Below are 21,185 nucleotides of genomic sequence, written 5' to 3'. Positions count from 1 at the left end.
GCATTGGCTATGACAACAGGACCATTCGATCTCACTGGCAAGGTCGCCATCGTCACCGGCGGCAATGGCGGTATCGGCCTTGGCATGGCGCGCGGGCTGGCGGAAGCCGGCGCCGACATTGCGGTGGTCGGACGCAATGAAGCGAAGTCGAACGCTGCGGCCGCTGAACTCAAACAATGCGGCATCAGGGCAATCTCCGTCATCGCCGATGTCACCGGTAAGACCGCGGTGGCCGACATGGTTGGGCGGACGGTGCGCGAGCTCGGTCGGATCGACATTCTCGTCAACAACGCCGGCATCAATATCCGCAAGCCCCCGCACGCGCTGGATCTCGATGAATGGGACAGCGTGATCAGGACCAACCTCACCAGCGCATTCCTGTGCTCGCAGGCAGTTCACCCGGCCATGAAGGCCGCGGGCGGCGGCAAGATCATCAATATCGGCTCGATGATGTCGATCTTCGGCGCCAGCTTTGCGCCGGCCTATGCCGCGAGCAAGGGCGGCATCGTGCAGTTCACGCGCTCCTGCGCGGTCGCCTGGGCCGCCGACAACATCCAGGCCAACGCGGTGCTGCCGGGCTGGATCGACACCGACCTGACCAGGCGCGCCCGCCGGGAGATCGACGGGCTGCACGACAAGGTTCTGGGGCGCACGCCGGCGGCGCGGTGGGGCGCCATCGCCGACTTCGCGGGCATCGCGGTGTTTCTCGCATCAAGCGCGTCGGACTTCGTCACCGGGACCGCGATTCCCGTCGATGGCGGATTTTCGGTGATGGGATAGGCGTGGCAACCAGGAGGGGAATGCTGCGTTATTTCCGCAACAGTCCCTGAGATTCATTTGTTTCTGGACAATACAGGCGTGAACGAGCTTCAGTCTTCGATTAGATTGGGCGCGGAAGTGTCAAGATTCTTGCATTTTTGGGGCGCATCATGAGCATTTTTAAGTCCGTTATTTCTTCCACTGCCGTTTCTTCCGTCCTCGCCGCAAGTACAATTCTCGGGGTGGGCGCAGCGTCTGCCGCCGATCTTCCAATGTATACAAAGGCAGCCCCGGTGGTCGCGCCCGTCATCAATTGGACGGGATTTTATATCGGCGGAAACGTTGGCGGAGAATGGGGCCGCTTCCGCGATCCGGTTTCTACCGCGGGAACAACTGCTTTCGGCATCGTGGCTCCGGCCGAGACGATTCCGCTCAGTTCGAACAACAGCTCGTTCACGGGTGGTGGCCAGATCGGTTACCGGTGGCAGACCCCGAGCCGGTGGGTCCTTGGCGTCGAAGGTGATTTCAACTGGGTCGATCTGCACAACACCCAAACCCTGACGGCTGCCGCATTGTCTCCGGCAAACGTGACGTTCGTGCCCGGCGACACGTTTTCGGTGAAGACCAATTGGCAGGCTTCGATTCGCGGCAGCGTCGGCTACACGTGGGATCGGTTGCTGGGCTATGTCACGGGCGGCGTGGCTTTCGCCGATGTTCGAGCCAACTCAAACTTCATTCCGACGGTGGCGGCACGAATTGCATTCCCCGGAACGATCGGCTCGGACACCAAGACTCTGATCGGCGGGACAGTGGGTGCCGGATTCGCTTACTCGGTGAGCAGGAACTGGGATATCGGTGCTGAGTACCGATACACCAGGTACGAAGGTGCGGATTTTGGGCTGGGCCAGGTGGCAGCCATTGCGGCAGGGCCAGGTGGCCCGTTTGCATTCGTTCCGGCGACCACTCACGTCGATCTCCAGACCCATCAGGTTCTGCTCAAAGCCAACTATCGTTTCGACTGGGCAGGACCAGCGGTCGCCAGGTACTGATTTCTGCCTGCACCCCCTCAAATCAAAGCCCCGGCATCGACCGGGGCTTTTTTGCGTTTCGGAGATGTCGTGCGGCCCTGCCCTCAACGCCGGAACCTCTTGATCTCCGACACGCTGCCGTCGCGATAGGTCAATTCCGCCGACACGAACTGGGTCGAGGGCGCCAACTTGAGATACGGCCGCGTATCGTGCGCCGGGATCCCCTCGGGTCGAGGGCGGCGTTTTCACCGCCTTCCGGCACCGCGCTGTCGATGCTGACCCGATGCCGTAACCGGCAAACCCGCATTGCCGGTTCAATCGAGCACGGCTGCCGGGCGGCTCCATTTCCTGATCAGCGGTGAGCGCGAGCGCCCACAGCGCCACCCGGGAGTGAACGAAGCTGAGCGCAATCGCCAGCAGCGACGAGACGATCAGCAACCCCGCAGACAGCTGCCGGTGACGCAGATGGTTGCCCTGCTCCAGATGCGGCGTGATCGAAACCGGACGAAGGCCCACGATAGCGATCAGCAGGGTATGACCGGCATAGAGCCAGATCGCCGGCGCCAAATGGCCGAAGCGGCCGACCACGATGGTGGTGAACGGGACGCACGTGATCAGGAAAAGATAGAGCAGCCACCAATTGGCATATTCGCGGTCGACATATTCCGCGCGGGTCCGAATCTCGATGTTGGAAAGCCAGCGCAGGCCGAGCACGCCGAAGCTCAGGACGTAAGGCAGGAATTTAGGCCAGAGATCGGCGAGGCCCTGCAACAGCTCGCCGGCATCCCGGGGGTGAAAATCACCGAGCAGCCGCACGTCCAGAATCAGCAGCGTCATGGCGACGCCAAAGATTCCATCGCTGAGGGTGTCGAGACGCGCCTTAGAAAACACGTGATTCCCCGTGCCCTTTGACCGCATTTGTGCAAAAAACATTAAGCTTTTTCAATGCTTCCGCGCCTGCTCCATTGACTTTGGCCAATTCGCCCCTATGTTCCGGCTTGACGCGGCCCGGTATCGAAACGCGATATCTTGAGTAAGCCGCCTGTCTGCGTATCCAAAAATCCCGTGCAAATTTGCATGCCGTTCCGGGGTTGAGCGCGACAGTTATTTCCGGGATTCCAAGCGGCGGTTTCTACCAGAGGCTCAATGTCTTTTTCCCATCTCGGCTTGTCCGACAAGGTGCTCGCCGCCGTCGCGGCCACCGGTTACACCACCCCCACCCCCATTCAGGAACAGGCGATTCCCCATGTTCTGGCCCGCCGGGATGTTCTCGGCATCGCCCAGACCGGCACCGGCAAGACCGCGGCCTTCGTCCTTCCTATGCTCACCATGCTGGAAAAGGGCCGCGCCCGGGCCCGAATGCCCCGCACCCTGATCCTGGAGCCGACCCGCGAACTGGCAGCCCAGGTCAAGGAACAGTTCGATAAATACGGCGCCGGACAGAAGCTCAATGTCGCGCTCCTGATCGGCGGCGTTTCATTCGGCGACCAGGACACCAAATTGACGCGCGGCGTCGACGTCCTGATCGCAACTCCCGGCCGGCTGCTGGACCATACCGAACGCGGCGGGCTGTTGCTCACCGGGGTCGAATTGCTGGTGATCGACGAAGCCGACCGCATGCTGGACATGGGCTTCATTCCCGACATCGAGCGCATCTGCAAGATGATCCCGTTTACACGGCAGACGCTGTTCTTCACCGCGACGATGCCCCCGGAAATCCGCCGCATCACCGAAACCTTCCTGCACAATCCCGAGAAGATCGAAGTTTCCAGGCCGGCGACAACGGCCGCCGGCGTAGCACAGTTTCAGGTGAGCGTTGGCCGCGAGCCGCATGAGAAGCGCGAGACGCTGCGTCGCCTGCTGCGCGACGCCAAGGACCTCCAGAACGCCATCATCTTCTGCAATCGCAAGCGCGAGGTGGCGCTGCTGTACAAATCGCTGCAGAAGCACGGCTTCAGCGTCGGCGCCCTGCACGGCGACATGGATCAGTCGGCGCGCACCGCCGCACTCGATCAATTCCGCAAGGGCGAAATTCCGCTGCTGGTCGCATCCGACGTCGCCGCCCGCGGCCTCGACATTCCCACCACCAGCCACGTCTTCAATTTCGACGTGCCGCATCATGCCGACGACTACGTCCATCGCATCGGCCGCACCGGCCGCGCCGGCCGCGCCGGCACCGCGATCTCGATCGTCACCCCGCTCGATCAAAAATCCATCGTCGCAATCGAAAAACTGATCGGGCAAACCATTCCGCGCATCGACGACGGCGTCGAGAGCCAGTCGGCCGACAGCCCGGCAGCGCCGTCCAGCGGCGAAACACAGCATCCACACGAGCCGCGTTCGCGCGAAGGTGCAAGAGAAGGATCACGTGAAGGTTCACGCGGCGGCCGCAAGCCGCGCAGGGAACGCGAACCCCGGCGCTCCGGCGGCGGCCGCAATTCCACACCGCAGCCACAGGCCCCCGCGGCGGCGTTCACCCCGCCGGTCGCTCCGCCGGTCTCGCGCACGCCATCGATCGGCCGGGCGCCAGCACCGCAACCCCCGCAGGAGTCATCGTCAGAACCCGCCGATCACTCGCATCTTCCGGCATTCCTGTTGCGACCGGTGCGCGCCCGCATCTGACGCTAGAAGCTCTGAACAACTGCGAAAAACCGGAAACGCACGTTTACCGGTCGTTCATTCTCCTCAATTAACTTGCCGGCGATAATTTTAGTTATTGCCGCGCGAAAACGGGCAGGACGCCCGCTATTGGGGACATCAGTGGTCAAAGTGCTGGACGAACATGAGCGCACGATGGCCTTCGCCGAAGTCGCGCTTGGCCAGATCAAATCGCTCCGGCAAACCGCTGTCCCCCGCAATTATGAAATCTGGTACGTCTACGCCACCGGATACAATTCGCAGCTAAACAAGATCATCAATGAGACGCTGGCACGCAACGGCAGGCTGACCGAGGCCGACCTCGAACAGCTCTACGAGACCTATCTTTCCCAGATCAAGACCACCGATCGCATCGACAAGGTCGGGGCGCGCGTGATCGGCGAAATCGACGACGTGATGGCCCTCATCACCGATGCGCTGGGAATGTCGGCGAGCTACGACGACAGCCTGTCCGGTGCTACCCGCAAGCTCTCGGTCGCCAAGAATCGCGAACAGGTCAAAGCGATCGTCCAAATGCTGGTGAAATCCACCAGCGAGATGCGTGAAACCAACAAGGCGCTTGAAGACCGGCTGTCGCTGTCGAAGACCGAGATCAGCAATCTCCAGCACAGCCTCGAGGCGATCCGGGCCGAGAGCCTGACCGATCCCCTCACCGGCCTCGGCAACCGCAAGTATTTCGACCGCTCGATCGATATGGCGGTCCAGAATGCGCTGGCGAGCGGCGAGCCGCTCTCACTGCTGATGTTCGACATCGACCACTTCAAATCCTTCAACGACTCCTACGGCCATCTCACCGGCGATCAGGTGCTGCGGCTGGTCGGCATGTCGCTGAAGCAGACCATCAAGGGCCAGGACATCACCGCGCGCTACGGCGGCGAGGAATTCGCGGTCGTGCTGCCCAACACCGCGCTGCGCCAGGCGCTGACGGTCGCCGATCATATCCGCCGCGCCGTGATGGCGAAGGAATTGAAGAAAAAGTCCACCGGCGAAATTCTCGGCCGCGTCACCATCTCGGTCGGCGTTTCCATGCTGAAGCCGGGCGACGATACGGATTCGCTGATCGAACGCGCCGACGCCTGCCTCTACGCCGCCAAGCGCAACGGCCGCAACCGGGTCATCTGCGAGGTCGACCCGGAATACGCCGCCGAGACCCAGAGCCAGGTGGCGTGACGTTTCGTTACACCGCCCTCACGACAACCTCATGGTGAGGAGCGCATCTTGCGCGTCTCGAACCATGGGGTTGCGACCGGTGCGCGCTCCCCAGAGCCTGTGAAGGATTCGGACCTCATCCTGAGGAGCTTGCCACCGGGTCCGCGCGAAGCGCGGCCCGATGATAAACTCCGCAAGCGTCTCGAAGGATGGATGCAACGTGGGGACTCGCGGCCATCCTTCGAGACGCGGCCAAGTGGCCGCTCCTCAGGATGAGGACTTCTTCCGCTTCGCTATCTTTTTCTTTTTGACCGCAGCCTTCGTTTTAGCTGCAGGCTTCGCCCTCTCCGCCTTCGGACGCTTGCGCAGGGCCGCGCGCTGCGCCGCCGCCAGGGCCGCCCTCGCCCAGCCGGTCAGTTCCTCCGGATCGTCATACAGCCGTTCCGGCAGCTGCCAGTACGAGCCCACCGTGACCGTCTTGGTCCGCGTTTGATACTGAAACGGTTGTGAGCCTTCCGCCTCGAAGCGCGCAATGGTCTGATCGTCGGCGCGGAAGTAAAGACCGCCGCGCAGCGCCAACGCGAAGTTGGTGCCGTCGGCGGAAATGCCGAAGCCCGAAAACATCCGGCGGATCGTGACGGGGCCGAAGTCGGTAAACAAATCGATCAGGAAATCGCGGTCCATGAGGGATCTGCTTCGATGAGGGCCCTGCAAGAAAATTCGTGCCCCGGATGCAGTGCAGCGCGCGGCGATGCGCTGCTGAGCCGGGGCCCATATTGTATGCGATATCGCTCTGGGTCCCGGCTCTGCGGAGCAGCGTGAAGAACGCTGCACCGCGTCCGGACACGAGGCTAGCCATCCACTTTCGCGGCGGTGAGCTGCACCGACTCGCCGCAGCCGCAAGCGCCGGTCTGGTTCGGATTGTTGAAGATGAACTGCGACTGCATCTTGTCGGCCTTGTAGTCCATCTCGGTACCCAGCAGAAACAGCACGGCCTTGGGATCGACCAGGATCTTGACGCCCTTGTCCTCGACGACCTCGTCGGAGGGGCGAACATCGTGGGCATATTCCACCGTATAGGATTGCCCGGCGCAGCCGCCGTTCTTGATGCCGACCCGCAAGCCGACGATCTCGGAATCGGCGCGTTTGGTCAGTTCGGTAATCCGCTGCGCCGCGGCTTCCGTGAGCTTCATCACCTGCGGACGGGGCCGCGGTTTCGGCTTGGATGCCGGCGTTGGTGAGGCGGGTGTCATGTCTGTCATCTATTCAGTCCTCGCAGCGTATCAATGCTGCCATTTCCCATGAACAAATTAAGCCGTATCCACTAACGTTTCACCACATATTGAGGACGAGGCGCGCCTCGTCGGTCATCCGGTCCGGTGTCCATGCCGGCTCCCAGACCAGATTGACGTTGACCACGCCGACGCCGGGAACGCTGGCCACCGCGTTCTCCACCATCGTCGGCAATTCTCCGGCCGCCGGACAGTTCGGCGTCGTCAGCGTCATCATGACGTCGACGGTGCGGTCGTCCTTGATGTCGACCTTGTAGATCAGGCCGAGCTCATAGATGTCGGCCGGAATTTCCGGATCGAACACAGTCTTCAGCGCGGCCACGATTTCGCCGCCGAGCCGCTCGGTCTCTTCCGGCGGCAGCGCCGAATGGGTTTCCATATTGCTGATTTTGGCTTCGATGGTGTCGGTCATGAAAACAATTCCCGCGCCTTGATCAGCGCCTGAGCCAGATGGTCGACTTCTTCACGGGTATTATACATCCCGAATGAGGCGCGGCACGTCGCCGTCACGTTGAACCGCTCTAAAAGCGGCATCACGCAATGGGTGCCGGCCCGGACCGCGATGCCCTGCCGGTCGATCACGGTCGCGACATCGTGGGGGTGGGCGCCCTTCATCTCGAACGAGATCACCGGCCCCTTGTCGTGCGCGGTGCCGATCAGCCGCAGCGAATTGATCTCGCGCAGGCGCTCCTGGGCATAGGTCAAAAGGCCGTGCTCGTGCGCGGCGATGCGTTCCTTGCCGATCGAATTGACGTAGTCGATCGCGGCGCCAAAGCCGATCGCCTCCACGATCGCCGGCGTCCCCGCCTCGAATTTGTGCGGCGGATCGCCATAGGTGACCCAGTCCTTTGCGACCTCGCGGATCATCTCGCCGCCGCCGTTGTAGGGGCGCATGGCGACGAGGTGCTCATGCTTGGCGTAGAGCGCGCCGATCCCGGTCGGGCCGTACACCTTGTGGCCGGTGAAGACGTAGAAATCGCAGTCGATGTCCTGCACGTCGATCGCCAGATGAACCGCGGCCTGGCTGCCGTCGACCAGCACCGGAATGCCGCGGGCATGGGCAAGCTTCACGACTTCCTTGACCGGCACGATGGTGCCCAGCGCATTCGACATCTGGGTGATCGCCACCAGTTTGGTGCGCGGCGTCAGCAGCTTTTCGAATTCGTCGATCAGGAAATTGCCTTCGTCATCGACCGGTGCCCACTTGATGACGGCGCCATGACGCTCCCGGAGGAAATGCCAGGGCACGATGTTGGAATGGTGCTCCATGATCGACAGCACGATCTCGTCACCGTCCCCGATGTTGGGCTCGCCCCATGAATAGGCCACGAGGTTGATCGCCTCGGTGGCGTTGCGGGTGAAGACGATCTCTTCGAAGCGTGCGGCGTTGAGGAATTTCGCGACCTTGGCGCGGCCGCCTTCATAAGCTTCCGTCGCCGCGTTGGCGAGGTAATGCAGCCCGCGATGCACGTTGGCGTATTCGCTCTTGTAGGCCTCCGTCATGCGATCGAGCACCGCATTGGGTTTTTGCGCGGAAGCGGCGTTGTCGAGATAGACCAGCGACTTGCCATAGACCTTCAGCGCCAGCGCGGGAAAATCCTCCCGGACCCGGGCCACGTCGTAGGAACCATTGGAGACTGCCGGATGCATGGTCATCCCCGTGCCGCCAGCCAGCGCTGCGCCGCCGAGATCGCGAGTTCACGCAAATCATCGTTGGCGATCGATTCGATTGCTTCACCGACGAACGCCTGGATCAGCAGCGCCTGTGCTTCCTTTTCGGAAAGGCCGCGCGCCCGCAGATAAAACAGCAGGCTTTCGTCGAGCGCGCCAGTGGCCGCGCCATGACCGCAGGTGACGTCGTCGGCGAAAATTTCCAGTTCCGGCTTGTTGTCGGCTTCGGCTTCATCGGACAACAACAGCGCCCGTGTCATCATCTTGGCGTCGGTCTTCTGCGCCTTGGGGCGCACGATGATGCGGCCCTGAAATACCGAGTGCCCGCGGTCGTCGACCACGGCGCGGAAGATTTCGCGGCTTGAGCCGTTCGGCACCGCATGATCCAGAAACAGCGTGGTGTCGGCGTGTTGGCGGCCATTGAGCAGATTGACGCCGTTGGTCGCCACGTTGGCGCCCTCGCCAGCAACGGCGAGGTATCCCTGATAACGGCTGACGCCGCCGCCGCTGGTCATGTTGAAGGTGTTGAGACGGGCATGCGCGCCGATCGTGAACACGGCGGTGGAAATGTTGACCGCGTCGGCTGCGTCGACCATCAGCCGGACGTGCTCCAGTTCGGCCCTGTCGCCCAGCCAGATGACGACCGCGTCGTTGGCCTGATAGGCCATGGCGCCGTCGGCGGCGACAAAGTTTTCAATCAGGGAGGCGCGGGCGCCATGACCCAGTTGCAGGAACGAGCGGGTGTAGGCCGCCGCCGACGTGCGCGTCGCGACATGCACGATCTGGATCGGCTTGCTGGCGGCGGTCCGCTCGGCGACTGTGATCAGCACGCCATCGGTGACCATCGCTGCATTGAGCGCAATCATCGCATTCGAGCTGACACTGATGTTGAGCAGGTCGGCGCGGCTCTCGTTGCCGGCGTTCTCCAGCACTTCGCGCACCGTCCGGACCTGAACGCCCGCGTCGAGCCCTTCGACATCGGACAGTTCGGCCGAATAGACGCCATCCACCAATACCAGCCGCGTCGCGCCGGCCAGCGCATGTTCGGCGAGCGCGACCTTGGCCTTCGTCAGCGCCGCGGCATCGGGCGCAGCCGCCGACGGCAGCACCTCGCGCATCAGCATGCGCAGGTCGGTATATTTCCAGTCCTCGATCCGCCGATGCGGCAAGCCTGCACGCTCGTAAGCCTCGAACGCCTGGCGGCGCGCATCGGAGACCTTGCCCGTACCCGGCAGCCGGTCCCCTGCGATGGCGAAGATGTCGCTCAGCGCGCGTCCGGTTTCGGTTTTCGCCAGTACTACGTTCATCACAAAATCCGCTCTAAGCTCAGGCCGCGTCTTCGAACTGGGCGTAGCCGGAAGCTTCCAGCTCCAGCGCCAATTCCTTGCCGCCGCTCTTCACCACGCGGCCTTTCGACATCACGTGCACGAAATCGGGGACGATGTAATTCAGCAGCCGCTGATAATGCGTGATCACGACGATGGCCCGGTCAGGCGAGCGCAGGGCATTAACGCCGTCGGCGGCGACCCGCAACGCGTCGATGTCGAGGCCGGAATCCATTTCGTCGAGAATGCACAGGCTCGGCTCGAACAGCGCCATCTGCAGAATCTCGTTGCGCTTCTTCTCGCCGCCGGAGAAGCCGACATTGACGCCGCGGCGGAGCATGTCCTGCGGAATGTTCAGCCGGGCGGCGACTTCGCGGACCTTCTTGAGAAAGTCGGGCGTGGAGAATTCGCTCTCGCCGCGCGCCTTGCGCTGGGCATTCAGCGCCGTGCGCAGGAAGGTCATGGTCGCGACCCCCGGAATTTCCACCGGATATTGGAACGCAAGAAACACGCCCTTGGCGGAACGCTGGTCGGGCGACATCTCCAGCAGGTCCTCGCCATTGAACAGGATCTCGCCGTCGGTGACTTCGTAGCCGGGCTTGCCGGCGATGACATGGCTCAGCGTCGATTTGCCGGAGCCGTTCGGCCCCATGATGGCGTGCACCTCGCCCTTGTTGACGGCAAGCGAGAGCCCGTGGAGAATTTCACGCTCCTCGACACGAACTTGCAGATTTTTGACTTCGAGTAGTGGCATCACATTCTTCCATCTTTTCCCTCGTCCTGAGGAGCGCCGCAGGCGCGTCTCGAAGGACGTGGCCAATCATCTATCTTTTCCTCACTCATCCTTCGAGACGGCCGCTGCGCGGCCTCCTCAGGATGAGGAGTTACCCAACCGATCCCTCCAGTGAGATCGAGATCAGCTTCTGCGCCTCGACCGCGAATTCCATCGGCAGCTGCTGCAGCACGTCCTTGACAAAGCCGTTGATCACGAGGCCGACCGCTTCCTCCTGCGACAGCCCGCGCTGTACGCAGTAGAACAGCACGTCCTCGGAAATCTTCGACGTGGTCGCCTCGTGCTCGAACAGCGCAGAGGAATTCTTCGCCTCGATATAGGGCACGGTGTGCGCGCCGCATCGGTCGCCGATCAAAAGCGAGTCACATGCGGTAAAGTTGCGCGCGCCGGTCGCCTTGCGGTGGGCGGTGACGAGGCCGCGATAGGTGTTCTGCGACACACCGGCCGCGATGCCCTTGGAGATGATCCGGCTCGTGGTGTTCTTGCCGAGATGGATCATCTTGGTGCCGGAATCGACCTGCTGGTGACCGTTCGAGATCGCGATCGAGTAGAATTCACCGCGCGAGTTATCGCCACGCAGGATGCAGCTCGGGTATTTCCACGTGATGCCCGAGCCGGTCTCGACCTGGGTCCAGGAGATCTTCGAATTGTTGCCACGGCAGTCGCCGCGCTTGGTGACGAAATTGTAGATGCCGCCCAGCCCTTCCGAATTGCCGGGATACCAGTTCTGGACCGTCGAATATTTGATCTCGGCGTCGTCGAGCGTGATCAGTTCGACCACGGCGGCATGCAGCTGGTTCTCATCGCGCTGCGGCGCGGTGCAGCCTTCGAGATAGCTGACATAGGCGCCCTTGTCGGCGATGATCAGGGTACGCTCGAACTGGCCGGTGTTGCGCTCGTTGATGCGGAAATAGGTCGACAGCTCCATCGGGCAGCGCACGCCCGGCGGCACATAGACGAACGAGCCGTCGGAGAACACCGCCGAGTTCAGGGTCGCGAAGAAATTGTCCGAGGTCGGCACCACTGTGCCGAGATACTTCTTCACGAGGTCAGGGTGTTCGCGGATCGCTTCCGAGATCGGCATGAAGATCACGCCGGCCTGCTTCAGCTCCTTCTGGAAGGTGGTCGCAACGGAAACCGAGTCGAACACCGCATCGACCGCGATGCGCCGCTCGCCTTCGGGACGCACCACGCCCTCCAGCACTTCGATCTCGCGCAGGGGAATGCCGAGCTTCTCGTAGGTCTTCAGGATTTCCGGATCGACCTCGTCGAGCGAGCCGATCGTCTTCTTCGGCTTCGGCGCCGAATAGTAATAGAGATCCTGGTAATCGATTTTGGGATAGTCGACGCGCGCCCATTTCGGCTCGACCATGGTCAGCCAGCGGCGATAGGCTTCCAGCCGCCACTCCAGCATCCAAGCCGGTTCGTTCTTTTTTGCGGAAATGAAGCGGATCGTATCCTCCGACAGGCCCTTCGGGGCCTTGTCGGACTCGATAAGCGTCTCAAATCCATACCGATATTGATCGACGTCGATCTGGCGAACCCGATCGACGGTCTCTTGTACGGCCGCCATTCCAATCCTCCGCTCGCGGTTTCAAGGACCGCGGTGGATCAATCCCAAGCTTTACGATGTTTCTCGGCGGAAATCACCTGCTTTAGAACCGTTCAAGCAGTGTTTCGTCGCTTACCTCTAAGTAGGGTACCTGCGAGCTTTCGCCAAGCCTCAAGACAGCGATCAATGTCTGCATCGGAGGTGGACCAGCCCAGACTGAGCCGCACCGCTCCCTGAGCCAGTTCCGGGCCGAATCCCATGGCTTGCAGCACGTGCGAGGGTTGGACCTTGCCCGAAGAACAGGCGGAACCCGAGGAAACCGCGATCCCGGCGAGGTCGAAGCCGATCACGGCGGTCTCCGCCTTCAGACCGGGAACCGTAAAAAGCGTGGTATTCGGCAGCCGGGGCGCATCTTCAGAGAAGACGATCCCGCCCAGCGTCTGCCGCAGGCCATTTTCGAGCCGATTCCGCAGGCTTTCGACGCGAACCGCGTCTGCTTCCAGAGCGCCCATGGCGGCCTTCGCCGCAGCGCCGAACCCGGCAATTCCCGCAACATTCTCGGTTCCCGCCCGGTGCCCCCGTTCCTGACCGCCGCCGCGCAGCAGCGCTTCGAACCCGAGCAACCCCTCGGCCAGGATCAGCGCGCCCACGCCTTTGGGGCCGCCGATCTTGTGCGCCGAAACCGTCACCAGATCGGCATTTATCGCATTGATATCAAAAGATATTTTACCGAACGCCTGGATCGCATCGACATGCAGCAATCCGCCCGCGGCATGGACGATCTCGCCCGTTTCCTTAACCGGCTGCACCGCGCCCGTCTCATTGTTGGCCAGCATGATCGAGACCAGCGCCGGAGACCCGCCCTCAAGCACCGCCCGTAGACCGTCCAGGTCCAGCAGTCCCGAGCGCGTGACGCCAATGCTGCCGATCGCTTCAGCCGGAAACCGGCCGCCCGCGAGCACCGAGGCGTGCTCGATCGCCGAAACCAACAATCTTTTGACCGGAAGTCCGGCGCCGCGCCGAAGTCCCGGCGTCAACGCCAGCACATTGGCCTCGGTGCCACCCGACGTAAACACGACATTCCCAGGCTGCGCGCCGACCGCGCCCGATATCGAGGCCCTGGCGTCCTCCACCAACCGGCGGGCCTGGCGGCCCTCGGCATGAACCGACGAGGGATTGCCCTGGATTTCCCATGCCGCGGCCATCGCCTCCCGGGCTTCACGGCGAAGCGGCGTGGTCGCATTCCAGTCGAGGTAGACCCGAGGGGACATAGAGCTTTCCAGGTTTCAGTCCAAACAACGGCCGCAGCACGCTGATGCGCCGGACGATCTCGTAAGTCACGGCACAACTGGCGAGCGTGCCTGATATCACGATGCTCGCCTCGATCGATGCCGGCAAGCCAAGACCCCTCAATCCATGCGCGATCAGGATGATCGCGGTCTGATGGACGATATAGTAGGGAAACACCGCATCGGTCAGATAGCGGCGCGCGGCGGAGTCCCGGTTCAGCCAGCGCCGGGCAAAACCAAGCACGGCGACGATGCAGAACCACTGATAACAGCCGTAAGCAAGCCCGGCGTAGATTTTCAAGGCCAAAGGGATCGGCTGCCCCAGCGGGTAAAGGGGGCGCAGAACGAGGCCCGAGACGAACAGCGCCGCTGCCGTCACAAGGGCCAGCCAGCGAAACCGCTGAAGCGCGAACCAGACGTTATCCGCGCGTGCGACGACAAATCCCAACAGGAAGACGGTGCCGTACAGCGCGTGATTGTACCAGTCACCGGACAACGCATGAGTCTGCGGGAAGCGGGGCAGCAGCCACAGGCGATACGCCGCAAACATCGCCGCCGGCAGAACCAGCAGCCAACTGCCGGAGAATATCGGCGCGATCGCTTGCTCGACCCTCCGCACCAAATCCGGCGCCACCAGCAGAACCCCACCAAGGACCATCGTGTAGACCCAGAGGTAAGCCACGAACCACAGATGGTTCCAAGTCGGCAGCAGCAGGCAGGGGCCGGGATCGCAGAACGCGTGACGGAACGCAAAATACCGCGTGAGGTAGAAATCGAGAAAGCCGCCGTCATAGCCGACGCTTTCCAGAATCTGCTCATAGGCCTGCGGCGGGACGATCACGAGCATGCCGAAAATCAGTGGCGGCAGCAGCCGCAGGGTGCGGGATCGCAGCAATTGACCTGCGGTCAATTTCCGGAGCATGAACCGTGTCGCCGCGCCGGAAACCAGAAACAGCAACGCCAACCGCCACGGATTGAGCAGCAGCATCAACGGTTCCAGTTCCGTAATCCGGTGCGCGCTCTTGATGTGAAAGCCCCAGGACACATAGAGCATGCCGACATGGTAGAGGATCAAAAGCCCGAAGGCCGAGATCCGCACCCAATCGAGATCGACCCGCCGCTCTGACTCCCGCGCAGCGAAATGGGGTGAATGTGGTATGATTTCTCGCTTCATGGCTCGGTCTCCGAATGCGCGATGAACCTCATGACTGACGTCAAAAATGCGCAAAGCAGGCCCCGCGTCGAGCCGGTTTGGGACCAGAACGGGCGAGCTTGGGATGAAGTGAGACGTGGCGGGACAAGCGGCGGGCTTGGCGGGATATCCGGTGCCGACTGGCTGCTCTATGGAGCGGTAGCGGCCGTCTCGCTCGGGATCGGGATCGTCAACGCGCTCTCCGCAGCGCAAGACGCCGCCTGGCGTGGCGCCGCTTACGATGCCCGCACGCCGCTGTTCTGGGAGATGACGAGCATCGTCACGATCATCGTGGTCGCGCCGGTATTGTTCGTCGCGGTTCGGCGGATGCGCCACGTTTCGGGTTGGCCGCTGCGCATCGGTCTCGCGGTCGCAGCGATCATTATTTTCTCGACCTTGCACATCGCCGGCATGGTTGGCCTTCGCAAACTCGCGATGTTCCTTGTCGGCGGTACTTACGATTTTCACTCCTCGGCCGCGACGCTGATTTACGAATTCCGCAAGGACGTGATCACCTGCCTGTTGATCGGCGGCGCGCTGTGGCTGATCGATAGCCGCCGCGAAGCGCAGCAGTCCCGCCTGGTCGTGGCGACGGTCCCGGCGGACCCGCCATCTGCGGCGCCCCACATGGTCTGGCTCCGCGACGGGTCGACCCGGATCCGTATCGAACCCCGCGACATTCTTTGGGTCAGTTCGGCCGGAAATTATGTCGAATACAGCCTTGCCGACGGCATCAATCACCTGGTCCGCGGAACCCTGGCCGCCGAGGAAGCGCGGTTGACAAGGTTCAACATCGTGCGGGTGCACCGGACCCGGCTGGTCAACCTGTCACGCGTGACGGGGCTCAAGACGGGGGCAAACGGGGACTTCGAGCTGACGCTCGATACCGGTCAGGCCATCTCAGGCAGCCGCCGCTACCGCGGCGCCGTCAACTCGCTCGAAGCGCTTGCCGCCAATTCCACGTCGGTTCGGGACGATACCGGCGCCCGTCCCTGATATCGCCGCCGAACGCCCTCTGGCCGCCGCGCCATGGACAAATTTCTACAGGTATTGCAGATCGTTAATCCGGGATGCTGAAGCGCATGCGAGGTGCCTTGGGCGCACAAAACCCTTGCTTTTTGCCCCTCGCCTCATGCTAGAACGCGGCCTCCAGTTCACCGAGCGCCGTTTGCTTAAGCGCCCAACGACGCCTGATCCGCCCCTTTATCGTTGCGAGGCTCATCTGCGAAGAGCCGGATGCAGCCAGCCCAAAGGCGGTTGATTTTGCCAAGGGATCACAATGCCTGAAGTCATTTTCACCGGCCCCGCCGGCCGCCTCGAAGGCCGATACCATCCGGCGAAGCAGAAGAACGCGCCGATTGCGATGGTGCTGCACCCGCATCCGCAGTTTCACGGCACGATGAATCACCAGATCATCTACCAGTGCTACTACGCCTTCGCGCACCGCGGCTTTTCGGTGCTGCGCTTCAATTTTCGCGGCGTCGGCCGCAGCCAGGGATCGTTCGACCACGGCACCGGCGAACTCTCGGATGCCGCGTCCGCGCTCGACTGGGCGCAGACCATCAATCCGGAAGCGCGCGCCTGCTGGGTCGCCGGCTTCTCGTTCGGCGCCTGGATCGGCATGCAGCTTCTGATGCGCCGCCCCGAGGTCGAAGGCTTCATCTCGATCGCGCCGCCCGCCAATCTCTACGACTTCTCGTTCCTGGCGCCCTGCCCGTCCTCGGGCCTGATCGTGCACGGCGAGAAAGACGCGGTGGTGCCGCCCAAGGACGTCAACACGCTGGTTGAGAAACTGAAGACGCAAAAGGGCATCGTGATCGATCAGCAGATCATCCCGGGCGCCAATCATTTCTTCGACGGCAAGCTGGAGCCGCTGATGCAGACGGTGACCGGATATCTCGACATGCGGCTCGCCAACGTTCGCTAGGTGCCGGACCGTCGATGAACTCGTTCGTCGCCTTGCTGCGTGCGGTCAATGTCGGCGGCACCGGAAAACTGCCGATGAGCGATCTCAAGGAGATGTGCGAGGAGCTCGGCTTCGGAGCCGCCCGCACCCACATCGCCAGCGGCAATGTCGTCTTCACCAGCCGCAAGTCGGAAGCCGCGATCAAGATTGCGCTTGAACGGCGGCTGGAGGCCTATGCCGACAAGCCGGTCGGCGTGCTGGTGCGCGACGCTACCGAGATGGCGCAGGTATTGGCCGACAATCCGTTTCCGAAGGCGGCGCCCAACCGCACCATGGCGGTGTTCCTCGATCGCGCGCCACCCCCGGACACGCTGACGGGCGTTAGCGGGCAGCGCGGCGAACAGATCCGATTGGGGCGGCGTGAGATATTCATTCACTACGGCGAGGGCATGGCCAAGTCGAAGCTCGTCATCGCCGCCGCCAGGACAGGTACCGCGCGGAATATGAACACCGTGGCGACGCTCGCGCGCATGGCTGCCGAGGCCTGACACCGGCCGGTGACGGGCAGTCTTCATCAAACCTGGTTTTACGGCTGAACGATCACGCCGCCTGTCATCGGGATCGGCACCCCCGTCGTGGCGGGATAGCTGAGCGGCAGGCCTTTCAGGCCGCGTGCGGCCAGAAAACCGAAAGCCTGCGCCTCGATCGCGTCGGCCGACCAGCCCAGCGCATCGGCGGCCTCGACGGTGGCGGGGGCCAGCCGCTCGCGCAGCATCCGAACCATCGTGAGATTGCGGGCGCCGCCGCCGGCGACGATCCAGCTCCGCGGCTCCTTCGGCAATAGCGGCACGATCCGGGCAATGGCTTCTGCCGTGAAGGCCGTCAGCGTGGCAGCGCCATCGGCAGGAGCCATGTCGCGTAGCATCAGCGACGCAAAATCATTACGGTCGAGCGATTTCGGCGGCGGCAGCGCGAAGAACGGATGCTCCAGCGCGCGGACGACCCACGCCACGTGAACCGCGCCCTGGGCCGCCATCCGGCCTTCGCAATCGAAGCGCTGGCCGGTGGTGCGGAACACGAAATCGTCGAGCAGCGCGTTGCCGGGCCCGGTATCGCAGGCGATCAGGGTGTCGGCGCCGTCGATATAGGTGATGTTCGAAACGCCGCCGATATTGACCACGACCATCGGGCCCTCGCGCTCGAGCGACTGCGCCAGCGCACGGTGATAGACCGGCACGAACGGCGCGCCCTGGCCGCCGGCGGCGACGTCGGCGGCGCGGAAATCATGCATGACCGGGATATGGATGGCTTTCGCCAGCGCCGCGGCATCGCCGATCTGCACGGTCATCCTCTCGGCCGGCCGGTGCAGCACGGTCTGGCCATGAAAGCCAACGATATCGATATCCTCGCGTGAGATGCGGTTCTGCGCAGTAAAGGCGGCAACCGCCTCGGCATGGGCAATGGTGACCGCGCGCTCGGCCTCGCGCAGGACGCCCGGCCGCGCGTCGCGCTGCGGCAGGTGGACGGCCTCAGTCAGGGCCTGGCGCAGCAGGCCCCGCTCGGTGTCGGTGTAGGGCCGGTAGCCCGAAGGGCCGAAGGACTGGACCCGCTTGCCATCGGTTTCGATCAAGGCGATGTCGACCCCGTCGAGCGAGGTGCCGCTCATCAGACCGATTGCCGTCATCATCATCGCCATGGTGCCTTCTTAGGATTAGGAGGCCCGCCGTTGATGCGCTTGTGCCAAACAAGCACATCTTATAATGCCACAGTGCGCCGGGCGGCGGCAGCCTATTCCGCCACGGGGTTCCGCAACTCCGTACAATTACCGTGAAATAAGAATGATCAGAGTCGCACACAAATGACTGCATTTAAATCTGATTTTCTCAATGTGCTGCAGGAACGCGGCTTCATTCATCAGATTTCGGACCCTGGGTCGCTGGATGCGCTGGCGGCAAGGCGCGAACTTGTGGCCTATATCGGTTTCGATTGTACGGCGCCCTCGCTCCATGTCGGCTCTATGGTGCAGATCATGTGCCTGTACTGGCTGCAGCAGACCGGCAACAAGCCGATCGCGCTGATGGGCGGCGGCACCACCCGCGTCGGCGATCCCTCCGGCAAGGACGAGACCCGCAAGATCCTTTCGATCGAGGACATCGAGCGCAACAAGGAGGGCATCAAGCAGGTGTTCTCGCGCTTCCTGACATTCGGCGACGGCAAGCACGACGCGATCATGCCCGACAATGCCGAATGGCTGACCAAGCTCAACTGGATCGAGATGCTGCGCGACATCGGGCGGCATTTCTCGGTCAACCGCATGCTGGCGATGGACTCGGTCAAGCTCCGGCTGGAGCGCGACCAGGAGATGAGTTTCATCGAATTCAACTACATGATCCTGCAAGCCTACGACTATGCCGTGCTCAACCAGCGCTACGACTGCCGCCTGCAGATGGGCGGATCCGACCAGTGGGGCAACATCGTCAACGGCATCGACCTTGGCCGCCGCATGGGCACGCCGCAATTGCACGCGCTGACGACGCCGCTGATCACGACGTCTTCAGGCGAGAAGATGGGCAAGACCGCCAGCGGCGCGGTCTGGCTCAATGCCGACATGAAGAGCCCCTACGAATACTGGCAGTTCTGGCGCAACACTGATGATGCCGACGTGGAGCGCTTCCTGAAGCTGTTCACGACGCTGCCGCTGGACGAGGTCAAACGGCTGGCGGCGCTGCGGGGAGCGGAGATCAACGAAGCCAAAAAGGCGCTCGCCGACGCTGCCACCGCGCTGCTGCACGGTGCTGACGCGGCGGCTATGGCGGCGGAAACCGCGCGGCAAACGTTCGAGGAAGGCGCGATCGCCGAAAACCTTCCGACGGTTGAAATCCCTCGCGCCGAACTCGAAGCCGGCATCGGCATGCTGGCGCTGTTCGTCAAAGCGGGCCTGGTCACGTCGAACGGCGAGGCGCGGCGCCAGATCAAGGGCGGCGGTCTGCGCGTCAATGACGTCGCCGTTAGCGACGAGAAGTTGATTCTCGGGCTCAGCGACCTCACGCCGGAAGGCGTGATCAAACTGTCGCTCGGCAAGAAGCGCCACGTCCTGCTCAGGCCTGCATAGGCGCATTCGTTTTAGACCCTTGCTACAGGACAAGGAAACGCGCTCCTTGCCGGCATGGATAAGACCGCGCCCCGAGAAGAACCTTCGACCAAGCCGGTGAAACCGGCGCGCGTGGCGCTGAACGTGCTTGCGCTGTGCTTTGCACTATCGGTGCTCGGCCGCGGCCTCGGCGAGAGTTTTACCGTCTTTCTCAAGCCGATCTCGGAGAGCTTCGGCTGGGACCGCGCCCAGGTGGTCTCGGTTTATTCGCTGGCAGCACTTGCGGGCGGTCTGGCGTCACCGCTGATCGGCCGGCTGTTCGACCGCTCGGGTCCCCGCGCCGTCTATTCGCTGGGCCTGCTGCTGCTTGGCGGCGCGTTCCTGGTCGCGGCCCATGCCCAACACCTCTGGCAGTTCCAGCTCAGCATCGGGATTTGCGTCGGTTTCGGCATTGCGTTCATCGGCAACGTTCCAAATTCCATCCTGCTCGGCCGCTGGTTCGGCCCGCGACTGCCGACCGCGATGGCAATCGTCTATTCCGCGACCGGCGCCGGCGTGCTGATCCTGCTGCCGGCGTCGCAGGTCCTGATCGATCATCTCGGCTGGCGCGACGCCTATCAGATTTTCGGCGCCACCGCGCTGTTTCTGCTCGTGCCGCTGTTGCTGTTGCCGTGGCGGCTGTTCTCCACCGGTTCGCCGCATCTCGCCAGGAGCGCCGCCGCCGACTTCGCCGACGAAGGCTGGACCTTGCTGAGTGCGATGCGCCACCACGCATTCTGGGCGCTGTTCTCGACCTTCTTCTTCACCGCGATCGGCATGTATGCGATTTCGCCGCAGGTCGTGGCCTATCTGATCGACACCGGATTCCCGCCGTTGCAGGCGGCGACCGCCTGGGGTTTCAGCGGGGTGGTACTGCTGTTCGGCATGCTGGGGGTCAGCTGGCTCGACGGCATCATCGGCCGCAGGCCGTCGGTGTTGTTCAGCTACGCCATCTCGATCGTCGGCATCGTCATGCTGTGGCTGCTGCAATGGTATCCGAACTTCTGGCTGCTGACAGGGTTCGTTGTGTGTTTCGGCAGCATGATCGGCTCGCGCGGCCCCCTCCTCACCGCGACGGCGATGAAGATCTTTCGCGGCGAGCGGGTCGGGACCATCTATGGCGCGATTTCGATCGGAAGCGGGCTGGGATCGGCATTCGGCTCCTGGGGCGGAGGACTGATCCACGACTGGACCCACAGCTATAATCCGCTGATCGCGTTCTCGCTGGTCAGCGTGCTCCTGGGCATGATCCCGTTCCTGGTGGTGCCCGCGCTGCGGCGTTAGATTCCGTCCCGCCTCCGCAGAAACAAACTGCCGCAATCGACGCCCGATGATTCGGCGGACGAAAGTCTCAGTTCGCGCAACGCGCGATACGGATTCATCGTTCACTATTGGTAAGAAAGTTCCTGATAGTTCCTCTGCAAACAGTTCGTCAACAGAG

Annotated in this window: 19 protein-coding genes and 1 pseudogene; 9 read left to right on the top strand and 11 right to left on the bottom strand. The window is 62.7% G+C overall.

Annotation, left to right across the window (positions count from 1 at the left end; all coding sequences use genetic code 11):
* The first annotated feature begins 9 nt into the window (after window positions 1–9).
* Window positions 10–780: an SDR family NAD(P)-dependent oxidoreductase gene (locus tag B5527_RS17270; protein ID WP_079602597.1), complete on the top strand. Its 771-nt coding sequence runs from the start codon at window positions 10–12 to the stop codon at window positions 778–780.
* 272 nt (window positions 781–1,052) lie between these two features.
* The gene (locus B5527_RS17265; protein WP_245332733.1) at window positions 1,053–1,808 is read left to right on the top strand and encodes an outer membrane protein; all 756 of its coding nucleotides are present in this window, start codon (window positions 1,053–1,055) and stop codon (window positions 1,806–1,808) included.
* 639 nt (window positions 1,809–2,447) lie between these two features.
* Here the strand turns inward: B5527_RS17265 and B5527_RS46330 are convergent.
* Window positions 2,448–2,624: pseudogene (locus B5527_RS46330) on the bottom strand (TMEM175 family protein); the annotation flags it as partial.
* Between the two features lie 309 nt (window positions 2,625–2,933).
* Between B5527_RS46330 and B5527_RS17255 the strand changes: the two are divergent.
* Both B5527_RS17255 and B5527_RS17250 read left to right on the top strand, forming a co-directional pair.
* Entirely contained in the window at window positions 2,934–4,409 is a 1,476-nt protein-coding gene (locus tag B5527_RS17255; protein WP_079602595.1) for a DEAD/DEAH box helicase, read from the top strand.
* Between the two features lie 138 nt (window positions 4,410–4,547).
* On the top strand, window positions 4,548–5,615 hold the full coding sequence (locus B5527_RS17250) for a GGDEF domain-containing protein (RefSeq protein ID WP_079602594.1): 1,068 nt from the start codon (window positions 4,548–4,550) through the stop codon (window positions 5,613–5,615).
* A 246-nt stretch (window positions 5,616–5,861) separates the two neighbouring features.
* On the opposite strand, the gene B5527_RS17245 is transcribed toward B5527_RS17250, so the two are convergent.
* The 9 genes from B5527_RS17245 to B5527_RS17205 form a co-directional block, all read right to left on the bottom strand.
* The gene (locus B5527_RS17245) at window positions 5,862–6,278 is read right to left on the bottom strand and encodes a TfoX/Sxy family protein (RefSeq protein WP_079602593.1); all 417 of its coding nucleotides are present in this window, start codon (window positions 6,276–6,278) and stop codon (window positions 5,862–5,864) included.
* Between the two features lie 167 nt (window positions 6,279–6,445).
* A complete protein-coding gene (locus tag B5527_RS17240) occupies window positions 6,446–6,856 on the bottom strand; it encodes a HesB/IscA family protein (RefSeq protein WP_079602592.1) in 411 nt (136 codons plus the stop codon).
* 70 nt (window positions 6,857–6,926) lie between these two features.
* The gene (locus B5527_RS17235) at window positions 6,927–7,298 is read right to left on the bottom strand and encodes an SUF system Fe-S cluster assembly protein (protein ID WP_079602591.1); all 372 of its coding nucleotides are present in this window, start codon (window positions 7,296–7,298) and stop codon (window positions 6,927–6,929) included.
* Window positions 7,295–8,542: a cysteine desulfurase gene (locus B5527_RS17230; protein ID WP_079602590.1), complete on the bottom strand. Its 1,248-nt coding sequence runs from the start codon at window positions 8,540–8,542 to the stop codon at window positions 7,295–7,297. The genes B5527_RS17235 and B5527_RS17230 overlap by 4 nt, the downstream gene beginning before the upstream one ends.
* Window positions 8,539–9,864, bottom strand: a complete 1,326-nt coding sequence (sufD, locus tag B5527_RS17225) for a Fe-S cluster assembly protein SufD (protein WP_079602589.1) — start codon at window positions 9,862–9,864, stop codon at window positions 8,539–8,541. Before sufD ends, B5527_RS17230 begins: the two co-directional genes overlap by 4 nt.
* Window positions 9,865–9,883: 19 nt before the next feature.
* The gene (sufC, locus tag B5527_RS17220) at window positions 9,884–10,636 is read right to left on the bottom strand and encodes a Fe-S cluster assembly ATPase SufC (RefSeq protein WP_079602588.1); all 753 of its coding nucleotides are present in this window, start codon (window positions 10,634–10,636) and stop codon (window positions 9,884–9,886) included.
* A 130-nt stretch (window positions 10,637–10,766) separates the two neighbouring features.
* The gene (sufB, locus tag B5527_RS17215; protein ID WP_079602587.1) at window positions 10,767–12,248 is read right to left on the bottom strand and encodes a Fe-S cluster assembly protein SufB; all 1,482 of its coding nucleotides are present in this window, start codon (window positions 12,246–12,248) and stop codon (window positions 10,767–10,769) included.
* Window positions 12,249–12,340: 92 nt separating this feature from the next.
* On the bottom strand, window positions 12,341–13,498 hold the full coding sequence (locus B5527_RS17210; protein ID WP_079602586.1) for a cysteine desulfurase family protein: 1,158 nt from the start codon (window positions 13,496–13,498) through the stop codon (window positions 12,341–12,343).
* Entirely contained in the window at window positions 13,446–14,690 is a 1,245-nt protein-coding gene (locus B5527_RS17205) for an acyltransferase family protein (protein ID WP_079602585.1), read from the bottom strand. The genes B5527_RS17210 and B5527_RS17205 overlap by 53 nt, the downstream gene beginning before the upstream one ends.
* Window positions 14,691–14,720: 30 nt before the next feature.
* Between B5527_RS17205 and B5527_RS17200 the strand changes: the two genes are divergently transcribed.
* The 3 genes from B5527_RS17200 (at window position 14,721) to B5527_RS17190 (ending at window position 17,162) form a co-directional block, all read left to right on the top strand.
* Window positions 14,721–15,704 carry a LytTR family DNA-binding domain-containing protein gene (locus B5527_RS17200; RefSeq protein WP_079607338.1) on the top strand — a complete coding sequence of 328 codons (984 nt, stop codon included), beginning with the start codon at window positions 14,721–14,723 and terminating at the stop codon, window positions 15,702–15,704.
* A 283-nt stretch (window positions 15,705–15,987) separates the two neighbouring features.
* The gene (locus B5527_RS17195; RefSeq protein WP_079602584.1) at window positions 15,988–16,635 is read left to right on the top strand and encodes an alpha/beta hydrolase; all 648 of its coding nucleotides are present in this window, start codon (window positions 15,988–15,990) and stop codon (window positions 16,633–16,635) included.
* Between the two features lie 14 nt (window positions 16,636–16,649).
* On the top strand, window positions 16,650–17,162 hold the full coding sequence (locus B5527_RS17190; RefSeq protein ID WP_079602583.1) for a DUF1697 domain-containing protein: 513 nt from the start codon (window positions 16,650–16,652) through the stop codon (window positions 17,160–17,162).
* A gap of 38 nt (window positions 17,163–17,200) precedes the next feature.
* Here B5527_RS17190 and B5527_RS17185 read toward each other — a convergent pair whose 3' ends face one another.
* A complete protein-coding gene (locus B5527_RS17185) occupies window positions 17,201–18,304 on the bottom strand; it encodes an anhydro-N-acetylmuramic acid kinase (protein WP_079607337.1) in 1,104 nt (367 codons plus the stop codon).
* Between the two features lie 168 nt (window positions 18,305–18,472).
* Here B5527_RS17185 and tyrS point away from each other — a divergent pair, with 168 nt between their 5' ends.
* Both tyrS and B5527_RS17175 read left to right on the top strand, forming a co-directional pair.
* Window positions 18,473–19,726 (top strand): tyrosine--tRNA ligase, encoded by a 1,254-nt coding sequence (gene tyrS, locus B5527_RS17180; protein WP_079602582.1) that lies wholly within the window; start codon window positions 18,473–18,475, stop codon window positions 19,724–19,726.
* Between the two features lie 54 nt (window positions 19,727–19,780).
* On the top strand, window positions 19,781–21,028 hold the full coding sequence (locus B5527_RS17175) for an MFS transporter (protein ID WP_079602581.1): 1,248 nt from the start codon (window positions 19,781–19,783) through the stop codon (window positions 21,026–21,028).
* The last annotated feature ends 157 nt before the right edge of the window (window positions 21,029–21,185 follow it).

It is taken from the genome of Bradyrhizobium erythrophlei, assembly GCF_900129425.1.
GTDB classification, from domain to species: Bacteria; Pseudomonadota; Alphaproteobacteria; order Rhizobiales; family Xanthobacteraceae; genus Bradyrhizobium; species Bradyrhizobium erythrophlei_C.
The sequence above is the reverse complement of the archived record's forward strand: the minus strand, read 5'-3'. Positions and strand labels throughout refer to the sequence as shown.

Coding starts and splice junctions, on each gene's coding strand:
- B5527_RS17245 (WP_079602593.1), bottom strand. CDS start 6,278: ATGGACCGCGATTTCCTGATCGATTTGTTTACCGACTTCGGCCCCGTC.
- B5527_RS17195 (WP_079602584.1), top strand. CDS start 15,988: ATGCCTGAAGTCATTTTCACCGGCCCCGCCGGCCGCCTCGAAGGCCGA.
- B5527_RS17230 (WP_079602590.1), bottom strand. CDS start 8,542: ATGACCATGCATCCGGCAGTCTCCAATGGTTCCTACGACGTGGCCCGG.
- B5527_RS17205 (WP_079602585.1), bottom strand. CDS start 14,690: ATGAAGCGAGAAATCATACCACATTCACCCCATTTCGCTGCGCGGGAG.
- B5527_RS17175 (WP_079602581.1), top strand. CDS start 19,781: ATGGATAAGACCGCGCCCCGAGAAGAACCTTCGACCAAGCCGGTGAAA.
- B5527_RS17200 (WP_079607338.1), top strand. CDS start 14,721: ATGACTGACGTCAAAAATGCGCAAAGCAGGCCCCGCGTCGAGCCGGTT.
- sufD (WP_079602589.1), bottom strand. CDS start 9,864: ATGAACGTAGTACTGGCGAAAACCGAAACCGGACGCGCGCTGAGCGAC.
- B5527_RS17240 (WP_079602592.1), bottom strand. CDS start 6,856: ATGACAGACATGACACCCGCCTCACCAACGCCGGCATCCAAGCCGAAA.
- B5527_RS17190 (WP_079602583.1), top strand. CDS start 16,650: ATGAACTCGTTCGTCGCCTTGCTGCGTGCGGTCAATGTCGGCGGCACC.
- B5527_RS17255 (WP_079602595.1), top strand. CDS start 2,934: ATGTCTTTTTCCCATCTCGGCTTGTCCGACAAGGTGCTCGCCGCCGTC.
- tyrS (WP_079602582.1), top strand. CDS start 18,473: ATGACTGCATTTAAATCTGATTTTCTCAATGTGCTGCAGGAACGCGGC.
- B5527_RS17235 (WP_079602591.1), bottom strand. CDS start 7,298: ATGACCGACACCATCGAAGCCAAAATCAGCAATATGGAAACCCATTCG.
- B5527_RS17210 (WP_079602586.1), bottom strand. CDS start 13,498: ATGTCCCCTCGGGTCTACCTCGACTGGAATGCGACCACGCCGCTTCGC.
- B5527_RS17185 (WP_079607337.1), bottom strand. CDS start 18,304: ATGATGATGACGGCAATCGGTCTGATGAGCGGCACCTCGCTCGACGGG.
- sufB (WP_079602587.1), bottom strand. CDS start 12,248: ATGGCGGCCGTACAAGAGACCGTCGATCGGGTTCGCCAGATCGACGTC.
- B5527_RS17270 (WP_079602597.1), top strand. CDS start 10: ATGACAACAGGACCATTCGATCTCACTGGCAAGGTCGCCATCGTCACC.
- sufC (WP_079602588.1), bottom strand. CDS start 10,636: ATGCCACTACTCGAAGTCAAAAATCTGCAAGTTCGTGTCGAGGAGCGT.